The organism is Nostoc sp. DedSLP04, from assembly GCF_034530775.1.
In the GTDB taxonomy this organism is placed as follows: Bacteria; Cyanobacteriota; Cyanobacteriia; order Cyanobacteriales; family Nostocaceae; genus Nostoc.
This window is the reverse complement of record NZ_JAVRCL010000031.1, coordinates 42,629-64,467: the sequence shown is the minus strand read 5'-3', so window position 1 is coordinate 64,467 and position 21,839 is coordinate 42,629. Positions and strand designations below refer to the sequence as shown.

Annotated in this window: 20 protein-coding genes; 7 read left to right on the top strand and 13 right to left on the bottom strand. The window is 42.3% G+C overall.

Translation table 11 applies throughout. From position 1 onward, the window contains the following. Window positions 1-54: 54 nt before the first annotated feature. From RMX89_RS18775 to RMX89_RS18765, 3 genes are read left to right on the top strand one after another with little or no spacing between them, the layout of a single operon-like run. Window positions 55-222 carry a hypothetical protein gene (locus RMX89_RS18775; protein ID WP_322689991.1) on the top strand — a complete coding sequence of 56 codons (168 nt, stop codon included), beginning with the start codon at window positions 55-57 and terminating at the stop codon, window positions 220-222. A 31-nt stretch (window positions 223-253) separates the two neighbouring features. Then, window positions 254-718, top strand: a complete 465-nt coding sequence (locus RMX89_RS18770; protein ID WP_322674349.1) for a hypothetical protein — start codon at window positions 254-256, stop codon at window positions 716-718. A gap of 6 nt (window positions 719-724) precedes the next feature. Then, window positions 725-1,282: a glutathione S-transferase family protein gene (locus RMX89_RS18765; protein WP_322689990.1), complete on the top strand. Its 558-nt coding sequence runs from the start codon at window positions 725-727 to the stop codon at window positions 1,280-1,282. Window positions 1,283-1,352: 70 nt separating this feature from the next. Here RMX89_RS18765 and RMX89_RS18760 read toward each other — a convergent pair whose 3' ends face one another. The 4 genes from RMX89_RS18760 to RMX89_RS18745 all read right to left on the bottom strand — a co-directional run bounded on the left by RMX89_RS18760 (window position 1,353) and on the right by RMX89_RS18745 (window position 3,570). Continuing rightward, window positions 1,353-1,844, bottom strand: a complete 492-nt coding sequence (locus RMX89_RS18760; protein WP_012411046.1) for a YajQ family cyclic di-GMP-binding protein — start codon at window positions 1,842-1,844, stop codon at window positions 1,353-1,355. Between the two features lie 99 nt (window positions 1,845-1,943). After that, the gene (locus RMX89_RS18755; RefSeq protein WP_322674352.1) at window positions 1,944-2,342 is read right to left on the bottom strand and encodes an MAPEG family protein; all 399 of its coding nucleotides are present in this window, start codon (window positions 2,340-2,342) and stop codon (window positions 1,944-1,946) included. A 94-nt stretch (window positions 2,343-2,436) separates the two neighbouring features. After that, on the bottom strand, window positions 2,437-2,940 hold the full coding sequence (locus RMX89_RS18750; RefSeq protein ID WP_041565591.1) for a hypothetical protein: 504 nt from the start codon (window positions 2,938-2,940) through the stop codon (window positions 2,437-2,439). Between the two features lie 84 nt (window positions 2,941-3,024). After that, on the bottom strand, window positions 3,025-3,570 hold the full coding sequence (locus RMX89_RS18745; protein ID WP_322689989.1) for a PadR family transcriptional regulator: 546 nt from the start codon (window positions 3,568-3,570) through the stop codon (window positions 3,025-3,027). 94 nt (window positions 3,571-3,664) lie between these two features. Here RMX89_RS18745 and RMX89_RS18740 point away from each other — a divergent pair, with 94 nt between their 5' ends. Next, window positions 3,665-4,183 (top strand): DUF4188 domain-containing protein, encoded by a 519-nt coding sequence (locus RMX89_RS18740; RefSeq protein WP_322689988.1) that lies wholly within the window; start codon window positions 3,665-3,667, stop codon window positions 4,181-4,183. A 41-nt stretch (window positions 4,184-4,224) separates the two neighbouring features. On the opposite strand, the gene RMX89_RS18735 is transcribed toward RMX89_RS18740, so the two are convergent. Next, window positions 4,225-5,319, bottom strand: coding sequence for a phosphotransacetylase family protein (locus RMX89_RS18735; RefSeq protein WP_322674354.1), 1,095 nt, complete (start codon window positions 5,317-5,319; stop codon window positions 4,225-4,227). A gap of 482 nt (window positions 5,320-5,801) precedes the next feature. Between RMX89_RS18735 and RMX89_RS18730 the strand changes: the two genes are divergently transcribed. After that, entirely contained in the window at window positions 5,802-6,014 is a 213-nt protein-coding gene (locus tag RMX89_RS18730; protein ID WP_322674355.1) for a hypothetical protein, read from the top strand. 356 nt (window positions 6,015-6,370) lie between these two features. On the opposite strand, the gene RMX89_RS18725 is transcribed toward RMX89_RS18730, so the two are convergent. The 5 genes from RMX89_RS18725 to RMX89_RS18705 all read right to left on the bottom strand — a co-directional run bounded on the left by RMX89_RS18725 (window position 6,371) and on the right by RMX89_RS18705 (window position 14,027). Continuing rightward, the gene (locus RMX89_RS18725) at window positions 6,371-6,748 is read right to left on the bottom strand and encodes a response regulator transcription factor (protein WP_292814899.1); all 378 of its coding nucleotides are present in this window, start codon (window positions 6,746-6,748) and stop codon (window positions 6,371-6,373) included. 105 nt (window positions 6,749-6,853) lie between these two features. Beyond that, the gene (locus tag RMX89_RS18720; protein WP_322689987.1) at window positions 6,854-10,984 is read right to left on the bottom strand and encodes a PAS domain S-box protein; all 4,131 of its coding nucleotides are present in this window, start codon (window positions 10,982-10,984) and stop codon (window positions 6,854-6,856) included. A gap of 13 nt (window positions 10,985-10,997) precedes the next feature. Continuing rightward, window positions 10,998-12,977 carry an ATP-binding protein gene (locus RMX89_RS18715; RefSeq protein WP_322689986.1) on the bottom strand — a complete coding sequence of 660 codons (1,980 nt, stop codon included), beginning with the start codon at window positions 12,975-12,977 and terminating at the stop codon, window positions 10,998-11,000. After that, window positions 12,964-13,101 carry a hypothetical protein gene (locus RMX89_RS18710; RefSeq protein ID WP_322689985.1) on the bottom strand — a complete coding sequence of 46 codons (138 nt, stop codon included), beginning with the start codon at window positions 13,099-13,101 and terminating at the stop codon, window positions 12,964-12,966. Before RMX89_RS18710 ends, RMX89_RS18715 begins: the two co-directional genes overlap by 14 nt. A 425-nt stretch (window positions 13,102-13,526) precedes the next feature. Next, a complete protein-coding gene (locus RMX89_RS18705) occupies window positions 13,527-14,027 on the bottom strand; it encodes a fatty acid hydroxylase (RefSeq protein WP_322674359.1) in 501 nt (166 codons plus the stop codon). 1,024 nt (window positions 14,028-15,051) lie between these two features. Between RMX89_RS18705 and RMX89_RS18700 the strand changes: the two genes are divergently transcribed. Beyond that, window positions 15,052-15,198 (top strand): ribbon-helix-helix protein, CopG family, encoded by a 147-nt coding sequence (locus RMX89_RS18700; RefSeq protein ID WP_094348756.1) that lies wholly within the window; start codon window positions 15,052-15,054, stop codon window positions 15,196-15,198. Between the two features lie 490 nt (window positions 15,199-15,688). Here RMX89_RS18700 and RMX89_RS18695 read toward each other — a convergent pair whose 3' ends face one another. Next, window positions 15,689-15,868 (bottom strand): CopG family transcriptional regulator, encoded by a 180-nt coding sequence (locus tag RMX89_RS18695; RefSeq protein ID WP_094348394.1) that lies wholly within the window; start codon window positions 15,866-15,868, stop codon window positions 15,689-15,691. 438 nt (window positions 15,869-16,306) lie between these two features. Between RMX89_RS18695 and RMX89_RS18690 the strand changes: the two genes are divergently transcribed. Further along, window positions 16,307-19,906 (top strand): NB-ARC domain-containing protein, encoded by a 3,600-nt coding sequence (locus tag RMX89_RS18690; RefSeq protein ID WP_322689984.1) that lies wholly within the window; start codon window positions 16,307-16,309, stop codon window positions 19,904-19,906. A gap of 162 nt (window positions 19,907-20,068) precedes the next feature. On the opposite strand, the gene RMX89_RS18685 is transcribed toward RMX89_RS18690, so the two are convergent. Together RMX89_RS18685 and RMX89_RS18680 are read right to left on the bottom strand one after the other, a co-directional pair. Then, the gene (locus RMX89_RS18685) at window positions 20,069-20,824 is read right to left on the bottom strand and encodes an SDR family oxidoreductase (protein WP_322689983.1); all 756 of its coding nucleotides are present in this window, start codon (window positions 20,822-20,824) and stop codon (window positions 20,069-20,071) included. 46 nt (window positions 20,825-20,870) lie between these two features. Next, entirely contained in the window at window positions 20,871-21,836 is a 966-nt protein-coding gene (locus tag RMX89_RS18680) for an SGNH/GDSL hydrolase family protein (RefSeq protein ID WP_322689982.1), read from the bottom strand. Window positions 21,837-21,839: the final 3 nt, after the last annotated feature.

Below are 21,839 nucleotides of genomic sequence, written 5' to 3'. Positions count from 1 at the left end.
CCAGAAATAGCAGACGTTAATCTTAAAGACTAGTCAAGTAGTGAGAGCAGCAAATTGGTAGAATGCCAACAAGCCATTCATTTAGAGATGAGAACAGAGGAGACGGGGACTGGTGGCAAGGAAAATCAGGGAGATGAGAGAGACAAGGGAAATAATAATCCCCAATGCCCCATGCCCCATGCCCCATGCCCAATGCCCAATGCCCAATGCCCCATTCCCTAAATTCAATTTTTAAATTTTGAGAAATTTCCCGATGACAACTGCAATTTCCTATCCCAATGCCCCTGATTTAGCAACCGATGATTACATTGCAATCGGCTTGGCAACCTGCTTCGTCAAAGAAGATGGAGAAGTTTATCAAATTGAAGTTATAGAACCGATTCCCTCTGCGGCTTTGGAAGCGCTTTTAAAGGGCATTCCTACCTCTTATAAGCTGGCTCATGCCACAACTTTGGGATCTGTACTGGATGGCGATTCACCACTGTTACCAGATGGCTTTCCAGAGTCGGCTCAGTTTGGAGAAGAATTTGTACCACGGGTATTTGCAGCAGCTCGTACCTATAAGCGTCGTGAATCTGCAAAATCTCTGATTCCCTTGGGTACAAACTACACTGAATTTAAATATTCAATTGAGCGGAAACGGGTTTTAAATGCCGCCAGAGTTGTCACCAAAGAAGACAATATTAAACAGCATTCTCACACTCATAAAGTGCTTTAAGTCATTATGCTAAAACTTTACGGTGGCGCTCGTAGTCGAGCGTCAATTGTCCACTGGTATTTAGAGGAATTAGGAATTCTCTACGAATTCGTTAAGCTTGATATGCAGGCGGGTGAACACCTCCAGCCTGCATATTTAGCAATCAACCCATTTGGTAAAGTCCCAGCAATTGTTGATGGAGATTTTCAGCTTTGGGAATCTGGGGCAATTTTGCTATATCTTGCCGATAAGCACAGTAAAACTCCACTTTCTCCAGAGCAACGTGCTGTATTTTCCCAATGGGTGTTGTTTGCCAATGCTACCCTTGGCCCAGGGATTTTTGGAGAAGCAAATCGGGAGCGGGAAATGCCCCGCTTGTTGACTCCCTTAAATGAAATTTTCAGTAAGCAACCTTTTTTACTTGGCAATGATTTCACTGTCGCTGATGTAGCAGTGGGGTCTATTTTGAATTACATTCCCATGATACTAAAGCTAGACCTCAGCCCCTATCCAGCGGTGTTGAACTATATGAAGCAGTTATCTGAGCGTCCGGCATTTCAAAGAAGTATTGGCGGACGGACTTAAAATAATTCGTAATTCGTAATTCGTAATTCGTAATTGAATTTTTAACTACGAATTACGAATTACGAATCTTTTAACGATAATTTGTAAATTGTAAAGCAACTGGGTAGTCTTCTTGTTTTAGTCGCTGCATGACTACTTGTAAGTCATCTTTAGATTTAGCAGAAACCCGCACAGCATCCCCTTGGATTGAGGCTTGTACCTTTTTGAATTCGTCGCGAATCAATTTGGAAATTTGTTTGGCGATTTCCTGACTGATGCCTTTTTTGAGTTTAATTTCTTGACGCACGCGATTACCACTGGCTGATTCAACCTTGCCAAAATCAAAGATTTTTTGGGAGAGGTTACGCTTGGCAGCTTTTTCTCGGAGAATGGTGTGTACAGAATCTAAGGTAAACTCGCTGTCAGTACTAACGTTAATGCTTTCTTCAACTAACTCGACAGTAGTTTCAGTGTCTTTGAGGTCGTAACGACCTTTGATGTCTCGGATAACTTGATCGACAGCGTTAACCAACTCTTGTCGGTCAAAGTCGCTCACAATGTCAAAAGAAAAAGTAGAAGCCATAAAACATTTTGGATTTTAGATTTTGGACTTCGACTTCGCTCAGTCGAACGATTTTGGATTGGGAAAACTCTTCCCCAGTCCCCAGTTTCCATGCCCCAATTAACTAGTAGCTTGGACGATACTCAAGAAAAAGAGAGTGGCACAGCCAAGTATGCCAATAGCAAACATGAGCGATCGCAAAAGGGGTATATTCAAAATATAAAAAATCGAGTATAGGAAACGAGCCACCACAAAAGCGATCGCCGCTACTTGGGCTGTAAAAGAATTTACACCAGTTACATAAGCCATCAATGCGGCTGCGGAAAATATCATAAAGGCTTCAAAGGTGTTCTGATGTGCCCAAGTAGCCCGTTGGGCATAAGGTGGCAATTTATCAAACATGGCGCGAGGAGTAGAAAACATTTCATAACCAATACGCGCACGGGCATAAGCTACTAGCAAAAATGGCACATAAATGAGAAATGCAGCAGCAGCGATCGAGTACAAAAAAATTATCATTACTTATTAGTCGTTGGTTATTAGTCATCAGTCATCAGTCATCGGTCATTAGTCAAATACAAAGGACAAATGACAATAGACGAATGACAAATGACTAATCAAAGTAAAAAAGCGTCACCACTTTTCTTTGTTCTTCTGCATCTTGACAGGTTTGCAACAGGGTGCGACTGTCATGAAACGCAAAGCAGATAAGTTGCTGGCAACGAGAAACAATTTCCTTGTTGCATAAGTAACTAGCTTCAGCAAGAGACAAATTATCATTACTGGGATTTTCGACTAGATGCATTACCTGTTCTAGTTGCTGGCGTGATTCCAAAGGCTGGCGTTCCAGGCTTTGGGGTAGAATCACCGTCAACAAATTTGCATCAGCCCGTGTTGCTCCCTTGATGGCAGCTGAATTTGTACCTGTAGCACCAGAAGTAATGATTCGATTACCCGATAAAACTAGGGCATAAGTCATCATTTCAATAAGATTCTGATGCGTAATCGGGACATGACGAGAACCGAGCAAGGCAATTCTTTTAGAACCCGTTTGCTGGATTGTCGCCAGTTCTTGCGCTAATGTATCGAGGTTAATAAGGTCTGTTGATTGGCTCAAAGATGGGGATAATCAGATTAAACGACCCAGATATTTTACCAAACAGCGTGTAGATGCGAGGAAAACTTGAGTTAAACATTGCTACTAATTTTCGGTTGTTTGCTTCAGTAACTCCATTACTTGGTTACACCAGGCTAGCCAATGTGTTTCGTAACTAATGCCATTTAGGAGAGTAAAATACTGAAATTTGGCTGTTTCTGGCAGTTCTTGCGGATTCTGAAAGTAACGCTGTTCTAAATTCTTGTACGTAGACAATTTTTTTATATGGGCTTGTTGGTGATGTTCTAGCTCTGCCAAGATAATTTGCTTAGGAACAATATGACCAGCAAAAATTTTAACTAGTAAATCATCTTTAATCGGTGTGGGTTCACAAGATTGAGCAATCCACTCTTTGAGATGCTGTTCTCCCAAGTCTGTAACGTTGTAGAGTCTTTTATCTGGCCGTCCTGCTTGAAGAATCGACTCGGAACTAATCCATTCTCGCTCTTCTAGCTTCGACAACTCCCGATAAATTTGCTGGTGACTTGCTGACCAGAAAAAGCCTACCGAGCCATCGAATCTTTTTGCTAAATCATACCCACTACAGGGTGCGTCAACCAGAGCCGCTAATATTGCGTGGGCTAATGCCATAATTTTGAATTTACTACTTGACTTATGCAACTAATTGCATAATATGATTAATATGCAATTAGTTGCATATTAACTTAAGAACAAGGAGTGGTATATGCCTCAAGTCATACCGGGACGATTTACAGCCCAAATTGATGAACCCTTTGTTGTATTTCTGATTGGGATGCGAATTAATAAATTATTCGCTTTTTCCAAATGGATTCCGACTGCAACAGCAATGTCGCCCATGTTACGAAGCCTTTACCAGAATCCCGAAAAAGGGTTTTTAGGTGGAGAAACTTTTGTTTACTGGCGAGGAGTGGGACTGATTCAGTATTGGCGATCGTTCGAGGATTTGGAGCGTTTTGCCAGAAATCCAGCTGATGCACATCTAAAAGCTTGGCAAAGGTTTAATCAAGCCATTGGTGCTGATGGCAGTGTTGGTATTTGGCACGAAACTTATTTAATAGAACCGGGAAGATATGAGGCGGTTTACGGGAATATGCCTGTCTTTGGATTAGCTGCTGCAACTAAGCACGTCCCAGCAATGGGGCGGAAGGAAACAGCACGCCGCCGCCTGGGAGGTGACGGCGAACCTGCTGTACCCTCACCAGCAATACAGCCTCTAAACTAATAACTGAGCATTGATGCTCTTAATAGTTTAAGTTGATGAATCTAAGACAATGCCGCTGCGGGAGTTAAACCTAGTTTGGATAACAAGCGGTCAATGTCAAAATGCTGGGACATCAACTGGCGAATATACTGAACCTTAATCGGCTCGTGGACGCGGACTTGACCAAAAGTGCGATCGACAATTCCTACAGTAGTGAGGGTATCTAAGTCAACAGACAAAATGGGGATTTCTAGTTCTTCAGCGCGACTGAGAATGAACGGTGGGGGTGGTAGTTGCCCGGTGAGAATTAAACATTGGGTAGAAGTTTCTAAAGCCGCTTGCTGAATTTCCACCCGATCGCCTCCTGTCACCACTGCCATATTCCGGCGTTTGCGGAAATATTTTACAGCTGAATTGACATTCATTGCTCCAATTGCCAGACTTTCTACCAACAAATCCATGCGATCGTTGCGACAGAGAACGTCAGCCTTTAACTGCTTGACTAGTTCGCCAACACTCACACTGCGAAGCAAATCGCTGTTTGGCAGCATTGCTAGCACTGGAATACCCTGCTGTTCCAAAAATGGTACTATGAGAGTTTCAACCGCTTCTAGTTGGGTGACAGGGATATCATTGATCGCAACTCCAATCAAGCGATCGCCCACACGCCTTTTAGCAGCCAATAGCGCCTCAACCGAAAGCAACGATTTATAGCGGGCTACTAACAGCACACCAGCATCCAATATTTCAGCCATTTGCAGCAAAGACAAGTCAAACAAATTGCCTTCGGACAAATTACCAGGCCCCTCCAGTAACACTAAATCTCCTTGAGACTTATGTAAATATTGCTGTATTAGGGACTGCTGATAATCGGTTTTGTCTTCCCCCCGCAAGCGCTTTTGCACATTTGGTTCATCCAAAGCCAGCATTGTAGGTGCAACGCGGTTTTCCGGCAAATTGAGGCTAAGAGCGATGAACTGGACATCTTCCTCAATTACGGTTCCACCAGACGAATTGAAAGACGTACCGAGTGGTTTACCGTAGCTAATATCCAGACCTTTTTGCTGTAGCTGATGAGACAAACCCAGAACAGTTGCAGATTTACCGCTGTAATTCTCGGTCGATCCAATCAGCAAATATTTAGGGGATTTTGGCACACATGCACTCCTAATTTCAAAAGTCAGAAGAACCCAGCTAGGTGTTTCCTAATTCTAGTTCCTTCTGGCAAAAGCCTCCCGCTCTCACAAATTAAGCTTTCCCAGAATTACCTTCTGATTGCACATGCAGGGGAGCCACTTATGGGTAGGCTTTTCAGATCAGACCAATTTTTTGGGTTTTGGAACCAATAAAGATTGTCTGAAACCTTAAAACTAGGTTCAATGCCTTCTAGGTTTCTAGCTGTTCCAGTTCCCGACTACGGGAGTTGGCGATGTTCTATGCTACTAAAGTGGTGACTTATCCCAAACACTCTGCTTCTATAGTTACGTTAAATCGATCGACTATTAGTAGTATTTTATTTGCTAAAATTTAGCTCGTAGATACGTATAAGATACAAGAGTGGTAATGAAAACTACCCATAATTAAGCTAAAAACCTTTCTTCGCTAAGTAAGATTTAGGTTTAAAAAAAGAGGTATTGATATGAACACAAACTTAGAAGAATTTTCATATCTCTGGGAGGACTCTGATTGGGCACTCTTAAAATTCAATGCTTCACCTTCAGAAAAAGAACCAAGATATGCAATTGTAAACACGAAAACTAAACATGGTTTGCTAGTTAGTGATGATACTCTCTATCAGGATCTCAAAGAAACTATGCGTAAAAAAGGAGTTCGTGTTGTCTCATGTTTATGATGTCTAGATAAAAATCAATTATTCGTGGATTAAAAGAAAAATGCACGCACATAGACAAAATGAAAGACACATAGTGTCTTTTGGATCGGTTGGTATGAGTAGTTATGGGTAGGTGCAATGGAGTTTTGGGCTGATTTAGCTCATGATTTGATGCGTATCAAGCCCAGTAAACTACCCTATTCTCAGAAGGGTATACGTGCTATGACTATTATCCAGTCTGCTTTGTAGCCACTTGATCGCCCCTTCGAGTGAGTACTGTTAACCGTTGATCCATTAAGGAAACGTAACCATATTTGTGCATTTGTGCCGATTTTTCCAAGTACTGCGATCGCAGGCAAAATTATTCAATAATTTCCTTACAAGCCCAACACCTGCATTGATTTTTCAAGAACTTCTTTGGGACGGAATGGTTTAGTTAGATATAAGTCTGCACCAACCTCAATTCCTTTTTGTTTATCAAATTCCTGTCCCTTCGCTGTCAAAATTATAATGTAGATATCAGTCATTTGTAGGTCGTGTTTTACAATATGGCAGACTTGTAGACCATTCATTTTTGGCATCATCACGTCAAGAAAAACCAGGTTTGGTTTTTCAGTTTTGATTGTTTCGAGAGCTTCTTCTCCATTTCTAGCAGTTAGAAGCTCAACACCCTCATCTTCTAATGCTTCTAAGGCTTGTTCCATCAAAATTAAGATATTGGGTTCATCGTCAACAATTAGAATTTTCTGGGTCATGGGGATTGGTGATTGAGGATTGGGAAGTGGGGATTGGGCATTGGGAATTCAAGATTGGGGATTAGAATAATTCTTTACCATTCCCCAGTCTCCAATCCCTAGCAATTACTGTTCAGACAACATAATAAAAAATACATTTTCCAACTCCTTCTCAAACCGTAGAGTTTTCACCAAATCGGCTTCTTGAGAGAAGATAGAATCGATGATGATCATGTCAGGTTTGGCTGACAAGGCTTTATAAATGCATTCTTGCGGATCGGAGGCTTCAATCACGCTGTATCCTTGAGTTTGCAGTACATCTGATAGGGTTTTTAAGGCTGATGCATTTTTATCTACAACCAATACCTTTTTATTAGAAGTGCCTTGGTAAAGCAGTGAGCCAATTTCGCTGAGGAGTTTTTCTGTGTCAATCGGCTTGGTGAGATAGCGATCGATGCCAATATGATAGCCTCGTTCCTTGTTTTCAATAATTGACAGAATGATGATCGGAATGTCTGCGGTCTGGGGATCGTTTTTGAGAACTGCTGCCACATCGAAGCCGTTGATTTGGGGCATCATCACATCCAAAAGAATTAAATCGGGACGGGATATTTTGATTTGATGAATTGCATCCATGCCGTCTTTTCCTTCTCGAACGTTGTAGCCTTCGTTTTCCAATTGTTGACGCAGGAGTTCTCGAATGTTAGCGTCATCATCTACAACCAAAATGGTTTTACGGTTTTGGTTCAACACAGCGCTTTTAGTGATGACGTGTTCTTTGAGTTGTTTGACAAGCATATCCAAATTCAGATTAGCAGTGGTTTGTCGATCGCAGGCGTAGGTGGGAATGATGAATGAGAATATGCTGCCTTTACCTGGTTCACTCTCAACCCAGATTCTACCGCCGTGATGATCGACAATTTGTTTACAGATGGGCAGTCCTAACCCAGTCCCTTTGGGTTTGTCGGTGAGGGTGTCACCAACTTGGCGGAATTTCTCGAACACTTTCGGCTGGTCTTCAGGTGCAATCCCAATGCCTGTGTCGATGACGCTAATGCAAACACCGTCGTCTCCTTGCTTAACGCGGCAGGTGACACAACCAGATTCGGTAAATTTAACGGCATTAGAAATCAGATTGATTAAAACTTGCAGTAGACGATTGCGATCGCCTACTATCTGAGGCAGCCCAGGTTCAATTTCGCTGACCAATTGTAAGCCGTTGGTTTCAAACAACCCGGCAGTAGAATTGGTTGCCCAATCCAGTAATTCGCTGGGATCGATCGGCTGCATTTGCCATTCCACCTTACCTGCTTCCATCTTGGCAATGTCTAGGACATCGTTAATCAAAGACGTGAGCCGTTCTGCTTCCGACACAATAATGTTGAGATTGTCAGCCACCCGCTTAATCGTTTTCTGAAGCTTGCGGTCTTCGGTAGAAATCATTGGGAACACATCGGTTTCCAGCTTTTCTTGAATGATGGAGGCAAAACCGAGGACAGAAGTCAGTGGCGTCCGCAGCTCGTGGGAAACCGTTGAGATGAAATCGGTCTTCATCTGGTCGATTTCCTTTTCTGCCGTCACATCCCGAATTAGCAGCGCCGAACCGAAGCAGGCAGCGGGTTCTGAATTTACCGTCTTTTTGAAAATGGCGGTTGCCACTGCCTGACCAATGCGTTCTTTGGTCAGTGCAACTTCGGCAGATAACACCTCACCGGGATGCGATTGAGTTCGTGCAACCAGTTCTGCTAAACCAGATATGGGTAATTCTCGGTAGTGACCGTTGACGGCGTTAGCTGTCAATTCATACATAGCTAGAAAGGCAGGATTGAAGTGGGTGATTTGTCCGGTGGTGTCTGCCACTAACAAACCATCTGCTAAATTATCTAAAATGGCATTTAACCCCTGCGCTTCTGCTAGGGTATTTTGCAGGGCAGCTGTCCGCTCAACAACTCTAGCTTCCAGTTCTTGATTCAGTTGCCGCAGAGCGATTTCTGCTTGTTTGCGAACAGAAATATCGGTATTGATTTCTAGCATGGCGCAGGGTTGACCGGATAAATCTCGTTGCAAAGTCCAACGGCTTTGAACGGCGATGGGTTTGCCATCGTATGTGATGTGTTCCAGTTCTCCTTCCCAAGTGCCCTGCCGGAGAAACTCCGATCGAATTTCTTCTAAAAGTTTTGGAAAGGTTGATTTCAGAAATGCGTGAATGTATTGGTCTTTCACTTCCTCACGCGTCCAACCGTAGAGCCTTTCGGCACCCTGATTCCAGTAAGAGATTTTGTCGCTCATGTCGCGGACAATGATGGCATCGCTGGAATGATTCAACATATCCAATAAACGTTGATTTTCAGCTTCTGCCAGCTTGCGATCGTGAATATCGCTGCAAGCGCCAATCCATTCCCGAATGCTGCCGTCTTCTTCTAGTACGGGAGCACCACAGACAGAGAAGTAGCGGTATGTGCCATCTTTGCCACGCAGCCGATATTCAGTTTGGTAGATACCTCGGTTTGCCACAGCAGCATTCCAAACTTTTGTAGAACTGGCACGGTCATCTGGGTGAATCGGATCGAGCCAGCCCCAACCTTCAACTTCAGCTTCACTCTGCCCCGTATACTCAATCCAGGTGAGCATTTCCTTGCTGATTCCCAGTCCTTCTGGGGTAGCTCCCCAGACAATCTGTGAAGTAGCAGTTACTAAAGAGCGATATCGTTCTTGAAGACGCTGATTTTCGGCTTCTGCCTGTTTGCGATCGTGGATATCGGTGCAGGTGCCAATCCATTCTCGGACGCTGCCATCAGCTTCTAGGATGGGGGTGCCACAGACAAAGAAGTAGCGGTGTGTGCCATCCTTACCACGCAGCCGATATTCGGTTTGAAAGAGACTCTGATTTGCCACAGCAGCACTCCAGGCTAGGGCGGTGCAGGTACGGTCATCGGGGTAAATCGGATCGAGCCAGCCCAAACCCTGGATTTCATCTGCACTCTGACCTGTGTACGCTAACCAAGTAGACATTTCACTGCTCACCGCCTTTCCTTCAGGGGTAGTCACCCAGACAATTTGCGAACTGGCAGTCACCAAAGAGCGAAACCGTTCTTCGCTCTGTTGCAGAGTTTGTTCTGCTAGCCTGCGATCGTGAATATCAGTACAAGTACCTACCCACTCCCGGATGCTACCGTCTTCCTCTAAGAGAGGAACACCACAGACCCAAAAGTAGCGATAAGTGCCATCTTTGGCACGAACCCGATATTCAACTTCATATAGGCTGCGATTGTTCACAGCGGCACTCCAAACTTCGGCAGTGTGGAGGCGGTCATCTGGATGAACGGCATCAATCCAGCCCCAACCATCGGCTTCGGCTACACTCTGACCTGTATAGGCTCTCCAGTTCGACATATCTGCCTTTTGCATTCCTTCAGGAGTGGTAATCCAAACCATTTGGGAAGTAGCTGTCACCAGAGAGCGATAACGTTTTTCCAGATACTGATTTTCGGTTTCTGCTAGTTTGCGATCGTGAATATCGGTGCAGGTGCCAATCCACTCCCGGACGCTGCCATCTTCTTCTATAACGGGCGCACCCCAGACCCAAAAGTAGCGATAGTTGCCATCCTTGCCACGAATTCGGTATTCAATTTGATACATACTCAGGTTTGCCACGGCAGCACTCCAGACTTCTCCGGTATAGGCGCGATCGTCGGGATGAACGGCATCAATCCAGCCCCCATTTTCCGCTTCAGCTAGACTTTGGCCTGTATAGGCTATCCAGCTTGCCAGTTCAAAGCAAATTCCCTCTGGTGTGCTTATCCAGACAATTTGTGTATTAGCTGTTACCAAAGAACGGTATCGGGCTTCACTCTGTTTCAGTATTTGTTCGGTATCTTGGCGTTCCTGCTGAATGCGTCGAAGGTCGCTAATATTCTCTACACTACACCAGATCAGTTGCTCTCCATCTTTCTCAATCATCTGCCCAGAAATCCTCACCGGAACCAGATGCCCGTTTTTGTGGATGTACTCCTTCTCATAAGGTCCATAGCGACCAGTTCGTTCCAAATCTTCTAGGCAAGATTGCTCTGTAGCAGCATATTTTTCTGGGGTAATCTGCCAGTAGGTCAGATTCAGAGTTTCTGGAACAGTACGCCCCAAAATAGCAGCATAGGCAAAATTGATGCTAATTAACGTCCCATCTGTTCGGCATAGTGCTAGCCCAACAGGACATTGTTCAAATAGCTGACTATTGTATTCATCAACTTGGTTAAACATGATTGAGGTTTCTTTAGTGGCGTATTTGGGTAGGGTTAGAACAACAGAACCAAGACAACAAAGTGGCGTAAAGCTTTAACGAAATTGGGTGGTGTTGAAACATCTGATAAAGTTGATCGGGTGATGCACTTTCCACATCTGGACTGTGTTGTGAAAGTCGCTGGATCAGTTGAGTATGGCGGATCAGCAGATCCGTCGGTTTGAGGATTGGAGCTGTTGATGGAATGAAGCCGTCGGTATCGGGAGTAGGGGATGATTCCGTTGTGGGAGTTGGCAAGGCAGAGGTGCTATTTTGTTCTTCAATAGCGTCTGCCAATGCACAATTTATTGGAATCTGAATCCAGAATTCTGTGCCTTCACTTGGTTGAGAACGACACTTAAGCATTCCCCCATGTTTGTCTACAATAATTTGGTAGCTGATTGCCATGCCTAACCCCGTTCCCTTACCAATATCTTTCGTGGTGAAGAAGGGATCGTAAATGCGGCGAATTACCTCCTCCTTCATTCCTGGGCCGTTGTCGGCAATGCGAATTACAACCCACTGGTGGTCAATGGCTATGGTACGAATAGTAATTTGGAGATTGGGAGCTGGAGATTGAGGATTATTTTTGAGTCTCCAATTTTCCATGCTTTCTTCCAAAGCATCAATGGCATTTGCCAAGATGTTCATAAATACCTGATTCAACTGTCCGGGATAGCATTCAATTAGAGGAAGTGTTGCATAGTCTTTAACAATTTCAATTGCCGGACGATGAACATCTGCTTTCAGACGATGATGAAGAATCATTAGCGTTCCATCGATGCCATCGTGGATGTTCACGGCTTTCATTTCAGCTTCATCATGGCGGGAGAAGTTTTTCAGGGATTGGACAATTTCGACGATGCGACCTGTGCCCAGTTTCATCGAATCTAGCAGTTTGGGAAAATCCTGGATGATAAATTCCAGGTCTATATTGTCTAACTCTGATTCCAGTTCTGGAGGAGCAACAGGTAGAAATTTCTGATACTTTTCCAACAGGTGTAACAAGTCTTTAGTGTATTCGGCAACATACTTTAAATTGCCGCAAATAAAATTAACTGGGTTGTTGATTTCGTGGGCAACTCCAGCAATAAGTTGTCCGAGACTGGACATTTTTTCGCTTTGGATTAACTGAGTTTGGGCTAATTGCAACTCATGGAGAGCTTGCTGAAGCTTCTGTGTTTGGGCTTTTGCCTGAAGAGCTACTTGAGTGCTTTGCTCGTAAAGCACAGCTTTGTCAATAGCGATCGCTGTTTGAGAGGCAAAGATACTCACCAGTTTCAGGTGTTCAGCCTTGTATGAGTCAGTTTTGACCGTTCCGATGGCGATCGCTCCCAGTACCCGCTCTTTGGCTCGTAACGGTACACAAATCATTGCACTAACGTTTTTTTGCCCCTCTAATCGCGGATCGGCTTGCACATCATTAACGAGTTCGGCCCGGTTGGATTGCACAATGCTGCCGATAATTCCCTTACCAGGTTCTGGCTGACTGTGGTCAAAAAACACTCCAAATTCGGCAATGATTTCAAACGCAGTTGCATCTCGATTCAAAAGCAAAATCATCCCCGCAGATGATTCAATTAATTGACTCAATTCTTGAAGCACAAGTTGGGCAATCTGTCGCGTATCTAAACTTGTTGTCAGTTGAGTCGAGATATCGTCAAACAAATCAATTTCCTGATATCGCTCTAACAATTCTTTGGCGAGTACTTTCTTCTCAGCTTCCTCCTTTGCCAGAAATGAGAGCAAATTTGCAAGTATAGTTGCCTGTTCTTCTCCAACAACCCAACCGATGATTTCTCCTGAAACCTCGATTGGATAACGGTTTTCTACAGTTTGCTCTCCAATACTAATTAGTTTCGTGCCGTCTACTAGTTCAACATCAACTGCGATGTTGAACTGATAGACTAAGTTATGAATAAGAGATGGCAACTCTTTTTTGTTGAGCATCTTTCTAAGGCTAAGTGCGGGCATGAAACACCTCATCTAGAGCAGGTTGCAAATTTCTCACAATCAGTGTTGGTTCGTTGGCGTAGTTTCTCATCGAGAAAAATACAGTGTATTGCAACCTCCTGCCACCTTCAACGTCGCTATTCATACTCCTTTGCATAAGCAAGCTAGAGCTACCATCTCCCAAAAAGAGAGGAATTTTCATACAAATCTAGGGATATAACAGTTTAGTAATTAAGGCTAGTTTTCCCAAAAACCTTAGCGATATAACAGCGAAGTCGAACGGTAGCAAATACCTTTAAACTCTTTACCAAAGGCATTTTTCTGTTCTTATAACTCGCTTAATATTTGATAGGTTCTAAAATAACTATAAGTAAAAACTTATTAATTAGATAAAACCATAGATTTAAATCTATGGTAAATTCTCCTTATAAATTGGGAATCAGCTTTTTTGAGTATAAAAGTTAGCGTATTTATGAGAGTAGAATAATCGCCTTTAGTGTACCAAAAGAAGCTGCGATCGCAGCTTTTTTTGGTGATTTTAAAAAGTATTTAGGTAGGTGCTAGTTTTAGTTAGATCCGAGAGTAGCGAAAACGAAGTCTGAGTAGCCGTAGCCAGCGTAACCACATTTGTGCAGGTTGTTCAAAGAAAGTAAAAATATCACCGAAACCCAAATTAGTTTTGTGATGATGTAACCAGTGTCTTTCAGGAGTAGTAATAAATAGAATTTGGCATAAAATATTTACAGGCTTTGAAGTTTGCCAACCCAGTACACTTATATGTCTCCACCATACATGTAACTGACCAAGCAGTAATCCAGAAATCACGCCAATAGGAGAAAAAGACCACAGGACTACTGCTATAAGTACATAAGGCAAAGCTCCCAAGATACCATCTAAAAGAACCTGGGGATTAAAAGTCAAAATAGCGTAGTGGCGGAAGTCTTTCTTCCAGGAGTGGTGCGTTTTTAAATGAAGGCTACCAAAAACGTGCTCGGGTACGTGGTAAAAGAATGTAGATAGAAAATCGCCAACAAACAGTAACAACCAAGCAACAGCGATAGCCTCAAGCATTTGTACTCCTCAAGAATAATTAAGAAAACTCCACAGAAAATATGCAAATGTCATGCTGTAGGCGTAGACACCTGTTTTGCGCTATGCAAGTAGCACCTGTGTGTCTTATGAGTCTACCCTCCAGTTAATTTGGCTCAGAGTATATGTAATTGGATCAGTTGCAGTTTCATGAATCTCCGATCCTTAATGCAGTCAACAGCAACTTGTAAGAACCTCGAATTTGACTTCTAGCTCTGGGTTAATGGTATTAATACCTCTAAAACCCGATGTAAATACAGTACTTTACTATAGTTACTACACAATCTTCTTACTAAGGCATACAGCATAAGCAAAGGTTGAGTTAAGCTTGGTAAAAATTTAGGTTAAGGATTTCTGCAATATTGTTAATTCTAAATTTATTGCAATTAAGCTTGAACGATGACTCAATTTAGAACGATCTAAATAGATATTATGCCAATATCAATTGAGTTGTTGAAGTGAATCAAGTAGGTTTATAGTTTAACTGAATATCTGTAAAATTTGCAGCATCTAGAATTAATTAGATACCATAGATATTTTCTATAAATTGAGTAATAATATCGCTTTGAATTTACACTTTCAATGATCAATAAACATTAAAAAGATAGGGAAAATTTGATAATTTATCTTTATTTGCCAAGTGCGTTTGAATTTCCTTACTCTAGACCATTCGTTCACTCAAGTTGTAGACACTGGCAACTTTATGTGTCACCCTTGTTTTGTGGTTACTGCTGCGTATAGCTTGCTACGCACAGCGAACAGGGTATGCATTAGACTACAGCCTAAGCTAAGAGATATAAAAAATTAAATGATAGAGTACCAAAGATTGATTCTTCCTTTATCATTTATAGACAAGTTAGTAAATCAGTAAAGCACACCTGCAATATTTATTTACAATGTGTCCGATTAAAAGGGTGCCTCAATATATCCAAAATTTAGGTTACTTTCCAGTTGGAAGGTAAAATCAGGATTTGAAGTTATGATTACACGATTTATCTATTTCAGTATGAACAAAAAATGGGCGGTCAAGCGAATCACTATAAACCTGGCATCAAATGAAGCCAAAAACCTTGAAAAATATTGTGAACAGACGGGCAGACCAGCAACGGATGTCATCAGAGAACTTATTCGAGCCTTGCCACTAACAAAATAAAAGTAGATTTGCGAACTATTTCACCCTGGTTGATTTTCAAGATATAACTATTAAAATTTTGGTTGAATTGGAGGTCTTAAAGTAAGAGGTAGTAATTTTTTGTGATGATTGAGAAGAACGTAAAAATTTAATTTCTGGCACGCTGCGCTCGCAGTAATGAGCGCAGCGTGCCAAAAAGAAGATAACATGAGCGCTATTATTGAGTTGCACAATGAGGAGTGAGAGAATATTTTTTTTGGTTCAGTGACTATATTGTGTCGTCATCTTCGTCAGAAAATAATCTCTAACCCATATTGTTTAAAATTTTCGCCACAAACAATAGCATTGAGGTAGCAAATATACAGTTGTGAGGATCTAATATATGATTACTGCTCCTGCAATTACTCACATCAGAGTAAAATTGGAAACCTTTGTCCAAATCTGCACTTCTACTTTAGCTATAACTCTTCTGGAATACCGCTTTTCAGACTTGGCGTCAACGTTGGGCAGCTCAAGGCAAAGCTTGAATGAGTTCTCGAATCACGTCTATTGCTAGTTTGCCTGTCTGTTCACAATACTTTTCAAGGTTTTGAGCTTCATCGGATGTCAAATTGATAGTGATTCGCTTAAGCGCTCTTTTTTGACTGGAGGTGGTCAAACGGGGAAATTTAAGTGCAGCAGTTTTATTCATTGATTGATAAGCTAGATATATAGAAACTTTCCTTATCAAGATTGCCAATTTTGAGCTGTATTTACCAGTGAAAATCGGGATTTTGAGATTGAACTTAAGCTTTACTCCCAAAAATATTACTGAGAATATTAGGTATTAAATTACTAATACCATACGTAATAAATCTACCCTCACCAAATGTAAGAAGCTTTCGGCTAAAAAGATGATGTTAGCAATGTCCTACAGTCCAGATAGTCTGTTGAGCAAGCAGCGTTGAATTACCGAGATGAGTGGATGATAAAGGTAGCTTTTATTACTATTTATTTTGGTAATATGCCTATTTTAAATCTTCTGCAACATAAGATTATTCGTTTGTTATGGCTATTACCCTATATCTATAACAACCTAGTAGATAATTCCTTTTAATAAAAAGTGATTAAACGAACAGTGAGTTAATACATGACTTTACAGAATTGGAGACGTAAGCGTGGCGTTGCACTTACTACCAAGGGTTTACAAAAAATTAAAGAAGCAAAGCATCAGTTAGAAGCAAAAGAAAATTTTGGAAATCGGTATACTCTTGAAGAAATGAGTGTACGTTCTGGTTTATATTCCGCTACTATCTCGAAAGTATTGAATCGGGAGGGAGGAGTTGACAAACAGACTATTGAGAAGCTTTTTTCCGTTTTTAACTTAAAAATAGATAAAAGTGACTATTCAAGCTCAAATACTCGTCTAGATTGGGGAGAGGCTATCTTTAACTCCGCTTTTTATGGGCGTGTAGAAGAACTTATTACATTAGAGCAATGGATTCTTAATGAGAACTGCCAATTGGTTGCACTCTTGGGAATAGGAGGTATTGGAAAAACAGCACTGTCTGTCAAGTTTGCTCAAAAAATTCAGGACAACTTTGAGTATGTGATTTGGCGATCGCTACGAGAAGCACCACCTGTTAAAATTATTCTAGGTAACTTAATTCAATTTTTATCTGACGAACAGGAAACAGAAAGTAACTTACCAGAAAGTTTTAGCGATCGCGTATCGCGACTACTCTATTATTTACAAAATTATCGCTGTTTAGTATTCCTTGATAATGCAGAATCAATTCTCCGCAGTGGTAGCCGCGCCGGACTTTATCGAGAAGGATATGAGGAATATGGTGAGCTTTTAAGACGGGTGGGAGAAGCAAATCACCAAAGCTGCTTAGTGCTGACTAGTCGTGAAAAACCCAGAGAAATAGCATTTTTGGAAGGACAAGCACTACCTGTTCGCTCATTGCCACTGAGTGGATTGAAGGTAGCCGAAGGGCAAGAAATTTTAAAGCTCAAGGGGCTATCGGCAGCAGAGGATGAATGGAAATTAATGATTGAACGTTACGCAGGCAATCCATTAGCTTTAAAGATAGTTGCCACAACCATTCAAGATATCTTTGATGGTAATATGAGTGACTTTTTGCAACAAGACACGGCTGTTTTTGGAGACATTCGCGATATCTTAGAGCAGCAGTTTGAGCGCTTGTCAGATTTAGAAAAGGAAATAATGTATTGGCTAGCGATTAATCGTGAGCCAATGGCACTTCCAGAATTGCGAAATGATATTATATCACCAGTAGCACCAGCAAAATTACTAGAGGCTGTAGAATCTTTAGGAAGGCGATCGCTAATTGAGAAGGCTTCTCTACGAGACCCTGCGCGTAGCTTGCTTTCCCGTAGGGGTACGCTAATGCCAACGCCTACGTTGATTGAAAAAAGTAAAGCACTATTTACACTTCAGCCTGTAGTCATGGAGTATATGACTAGTAGATTGATAGAAGAAGTCTGTGAAGAAATTGTTACTCAGAATATTGATTTGTTTAGGCGTCATGCTTTGATAAAGGCGACTGGTAAAGACTATGTTAAAGATATTCAGGTTCGCCTTATCCTTAAACCAGTCATAGATGGCTTGCTTTACGACTTAAGAAGCAAAAAAAATATTGAAAGTCAGTTAACTCAAATTCTTGCAACACTGCGAGAAGAATCTCCGCTAGAACCAGGGTATACGGCTGGCAATATTCTCAATCTGCTTTGTTATTTAGAGACGGATCTAAGTGGCTATGATTTTTCTTATCTGACTGTTTGGCAAGCAGACCTACGCAACGTAAATTTACACAATGTAAATTTTGCTCATGCCAATCTAAGTAAATGTGTTTTTGCTGAAACCATAGGGGGGATTCACTCAGTGGCATTCAGCCCTGATGGAAAATTTTTAGCGACAGGAGATACTAATAATGAGATTCGCCTGTATCAGGTTGTGGATGGAAAACAACTGCTTACCTGCAAGGGGCACAAGGGTTGGATTTGGCCAGTTACCTTTAGTCCCGATGGTTGTGTTCTCGCTAGTGGCAGTGACGATCAAACAGTGAAGCTGTGGGATACTAGCAGTGGGCAATGCCTCGCAACCTTAGAAGGTCATAGCGGTGGAATATGGTCTGTTTCCTTCAGTTCGGATGGTAAAATGCTGGCAAGTGGCAGTGAAGACACAACGGTGAGGTTGTGGGATGTCGGCAGCGGTCAATGCATTAAGATTCTACAGGTATCCAGTCGGGTGTGGGCAGTCGCATTTAGTCCTGATAGTACAATACTTGCAAGTGGAAATGACGATCACACGGTGAAACTATGGGATATCAGCGTTGGTCAATGTATCAAAACCTTGCTGGGACACACCCATAGGGTGCAGTCTGTTGCCTTTAGCTTGGATGGTTCGCTAGCTAGTGGTTGTCATGACCAAACATTAAGGGTGTGGAATATCAGCAGTGGTCAATGTCTTCAAATTCTGCAAGGTCATACTGACTTAATAAATTCAGTTGCCTTTAGTTTAGATGGTCGTAAGTTGGCAAGTGGGAGTGATGACCAAACAGTTAAGCTATGGGATGTGAGTACAGGTGGATGCATCAAGACTTTGAAAGGACATGGTAGCAAGGTGTGGTCAGTTGCCTTTAATCCTAATGGTACAACGCTAGCGAGTGGTAGTGATGACCAAACGGTTAAGCTGTGGGATTTGAGTACAGGTGGATGCCTCAAGACCTTCCAAGGTTACTGTAATGGGATATGGTCAGTTACCTTCAATCCCCAAGGCACCATGCTGGCTAGTGGTAGTAGTGACCAAACGGTGAGGTTATGGGATGCCAGCACTGGTCAATGCCTTAAAACATTGCGGGGGCATAGTAATCGGGTTACATCAGTTTCTCTTAACCCAAACGGTAGCATCCTTGCTAGTGGTAGTGAGGATCTAACGGTGAAACTATGGGATATTAACACCAGTAAATGTCTTAAAACTTTGCACGGACATAGTAATAGAATATTATCAGTCGCTTTTAGTCCTAATGGCACGATGCTGGCCAGTGGTAGTGAAGACCAAACAATAAGACTGTGGGATGTTAGCACTGGGCAATGTTTGCGGATTCTGGAGGGACAAACTCATCGGGTATGGTCAGTTGCTTTCAGCCCAGACAGTCATACATTAGTCTGCGGTTGTCACGATCAAACAGTAAGGCTGTGGGATGTTATTACTGGGCAATGTTTGCGGATTCTGCAAGGTCATACTGACTGGATCTGGTCAGTTGCTTTTAGTCCTGATGGTACAACATTGGTAAGTAGCAGCGGTGACCAAACAGTAAAACTATGGAATGTTAGCACCGGATTGTGTCTTAAAACTTTGTATGGGCATACTAATTGCGTATATTCCGCTGCTTTTAGTATGGATGGTTGTACATTAGCAAGTGGTAGCGGTGACCAAACTGTGAAGCTGTGGGATGTCAGCACAAGCAACTGCGAGAAAACTTTATCAGCACACACTAAGTTAACCTGGTCAGTTGCTTTTAATCCTAAAGGTAATACTTTAGCTAGTAGTAGTGAAGATGGAACAATTAAGCTTTGGGATATATTGACAGGTGAATGCCTGAAAATTCTTTTTAGCTCTAGACCTTATGAAGCCATGAACGTTACTGCTATTACAGGTGTAACTTTGGCGACTATTACCACTCTAAAAGCTTTAGGAGCGGTTGAGCATCAAGATAGATAGTATTTTAGTACTACTACAGTGATTGTTCATTTGTTCTTCATTCAATATCTTGATTCAATCTCTTGAGATGCACTCAAATTATACACTTTTTGTTGATAAGATAGATGTTTCTGAAGCAAGTAAAATTGCGAACTTGCTACCTTGACCTTCATCTACCCTGCCTTACTGTGCAGTATATCCTCCATCAATCATCATATTATGACCCGTGATGAAGGAAGTCGCATCTGAGCACAACCAAACCACCGTTTTTGCAATCTCTTCAGGCTTGCCAATACGCCCTATTGGATGCGCTGTTGGAAGTTGAGCAATTAAATCTACGGGAAGACTAGCTAGCATATCAGTTTCCGTAGCACCTGGACTCACGACATTGACTCGGATACCAGATTTAGCATATTCTATTGCTGCGGTTCTAGTTAGGGTAATGACTGCGCCCTTTGTGGCTGAGTAGATGGCATAACCAGGTACACCAACGACAGCACCGACAGAAGCCACATTTACGATCGCCCCGCTGTTCTGTTTGAGCATCGCCCTGATTTCGTACTTGAGGCAGAGCCACGTTCCTTTAAGATTTACGTTAACCAGACGATCCCAGTCTTCTTCTGAGATATCATCAGTGATTAAGCCGGGATTGCCTCCAATCCCAGCATTATTGCAAGCGCAGTCTAGACGACCATAAGTTTTTACAGTTTTATCGACCAGTGCCTCCACTTCAGCAGCATTTGAAACGTCGGTCTTAACAAAAATAGCTTCACCTCCGATCTCTTTTATCAGGCGCACAGTCTCCTCACTTTCGACGAGCCGACGACTAGCAACCACAACTTTTGCTCCAGCACTGGCAAATGCGATCGCACTCGCCCGACCAATACCTGATGAGGCCCCTGTAACCAGCGCGACTTTCCCATCTAATAGACCTGTCATAGGTGTGTTCCTTCCCTTTTGATTGCTTTGTTTTGCACTAACTGAACTATTTGCGTTTCTGTAGCGATACTGCACCTACACCAATTAAGACTCCTAACACAGCAGAAGGTTCAGGGACAGGCACTGGCTCAAGGGCCGAAAACGCTAATTTTCCGATTAGCTGATGAGTGGCAGTCGTAGGATGGACTTCATCCCAGAACAAAAACTTGTCTGGGATACACATAACTGGCTGTGTGGTAATTTCAATAGGCACCACTGGTGAATCTCCGATGCACGAGTCAGTTCCATTTGTAAGATTGAATTCCTCCGGCTTTGCAATAATCCGATTAAAAAGAGAATTAACATCAAGAGAAATAATGTTGACATTAGGGTTTAGTTCCTGACTCAAAAGTTTGAGGTTTGTAGTCAAGCTGGAATTATGTTTACTGGTAAAAGTGCTAAGTAAGCTAGAAATTTGACTATTGCCACTTGTAACTGGAAACTTTCCTAAATCTGGCAGATTCAACACCATAATATCTCTAGCTCCAACAGCAGCAAGCGATTTTACCGCCGTTGATAAATTTGTCACACTCTGGGTAGGGTTGGGAGTGCCTTGGAAAAAGTAATCTAAATAATCATTAACACCCGCCCACAAAATGTAAAGGGAGTTTGGATCGGCAGACAGATTTGCTGTTGTAAAGCTGTTGATTTGTTGTTGTAATCCTGGTAGAGTGCTGATTCCGATATTCTTCAATCCTGTAGTTGCGCCACCAAAGGCAAAGTTGGTCTTCGGATTGAAAGTTATCCCTAGATCGGAGGCGAGATATTCCACCCAAACCGAACCATTGGAAAAACGTTCATTAAAGTAAAGTGGATTTGGGGGAACGATTCCGTTAGTTGCATTAAATACATTACCCGTATCGGAAAAGCTATCTCCAAAAACATAAATCTCGTCATAATCTTTTGCCGAGACTTTGAGCGGAAATATCAAAAATAACAGGTAAAAGCCCGCCGCCAAAATTTGTTTTTGCACGAT

Coding starts and splice junctions, on each gene's coding strand:
- RMX89_RS18705 (WP_322674359.1), bottom strand. CDS start 14,027: ATGCTTGAGGCTATCGCTGTTGCTTGGTTGTTACTGTTTGTTGGCGAT.
- RMX89_RS18685 (WP_322689983.1), bottom strand. CDS start 20,824: ATGACAGGTCTATTAGATGGGAAAGTCGCGCTGGTTACAGGGGCCTCA.
- RMX89_RS18745 (WP_322689989.1), bottom strand. CDS start 3,570: ATGGCATTAGCCCACGCAATATTAGCGGCTCTGGTTGACGCACCCTGT.
- RMX89_RS18770 (WP_322674349.1), top strand. CDS start 254: ATGACAACTGCAATTTCCTATCCCAATGCCCCTGATTTAGCAACCGAT.
- RMX89_RS18765 (WP_322689990.1), top strand. CDS start 725: ATGCTAAAACTTTACGGTGGCGCTCGTAGTCGAGCGTCAATTGTCCAC.
- RMX89_RS18720 (WP_322689987.1), bottom strand. CDS start 10,984: ATGTTTAACCAAGTTGATGAATACAATAGTCAGCTATTTGAACAATGT.
- RMX89_RS18725 (WP_292814899.1), bottom strand. CDS start 6,748: ATGACCCAGAAAATTCTAATTGTTGACGATGAACCCAATATCTTAATT.
- RMX89_RS18695 (WP_094348394.1), bottom strand. CDS start 15,868: ATGAATAAAACTGCTGCACTTAAATTTCCCCGTTTGACCACCTCCAGT.
- RMX89_RS18755 (WP_322674352.1), bottom strand. CDS start 2,342: ATGATAATTTTTTTGTACTCGATCGCTGCTGCTGCATTTCTCATTTAT.
- RMX89_RS18740 (WP_322689988.1), top strand. CDS start 3,665: ATGCCTCAAGTCATACCGGGACGATTTACAGCCCAAATTGATGAACCC.
- RMX89_RS18760 (WP_012411046.1), bottom strand. CDS start 1,844: ATGGCTTCTACTTTTTCTTTTGACATTGTGAGCGACTTTGACCGACAA.
- RMX89_RS18690 (WP_322689984.1), top strand. CDS start 16,307: ATGACTTTACAGAATTGGAGACGTAAGCGTGGCGTTGCACTTACTACC.
- RMX89_RS18710 (WP_322689985.1), bottom strand. CDS start 13,101: ATGAATAGCGACGTTGAAGGTGGCAGGAGGTTGCAATACACTGTATTT.
- RMX89_RS18715 (WP_322689986.1), bottom strand. CDS start 12,977: ATGCCCGCACTTAGCCTTAGAAAGATGCTCAACAAAAAAGAGTTGCCA.
- RMX89_RS18730 (WP_322674355.1), top strand. CDS start 5,802: ATGAACACAAACTTAGAAGAATTTTCATATCTCTGGGAGGACTCTGAT.
- RMX89_RS18700 (WP_094348756.1), top strand. CDS start 15,052: ATGAACAAAAAATGGGCGGTCAAGCGAATCACTATAAACCTGGCATCA.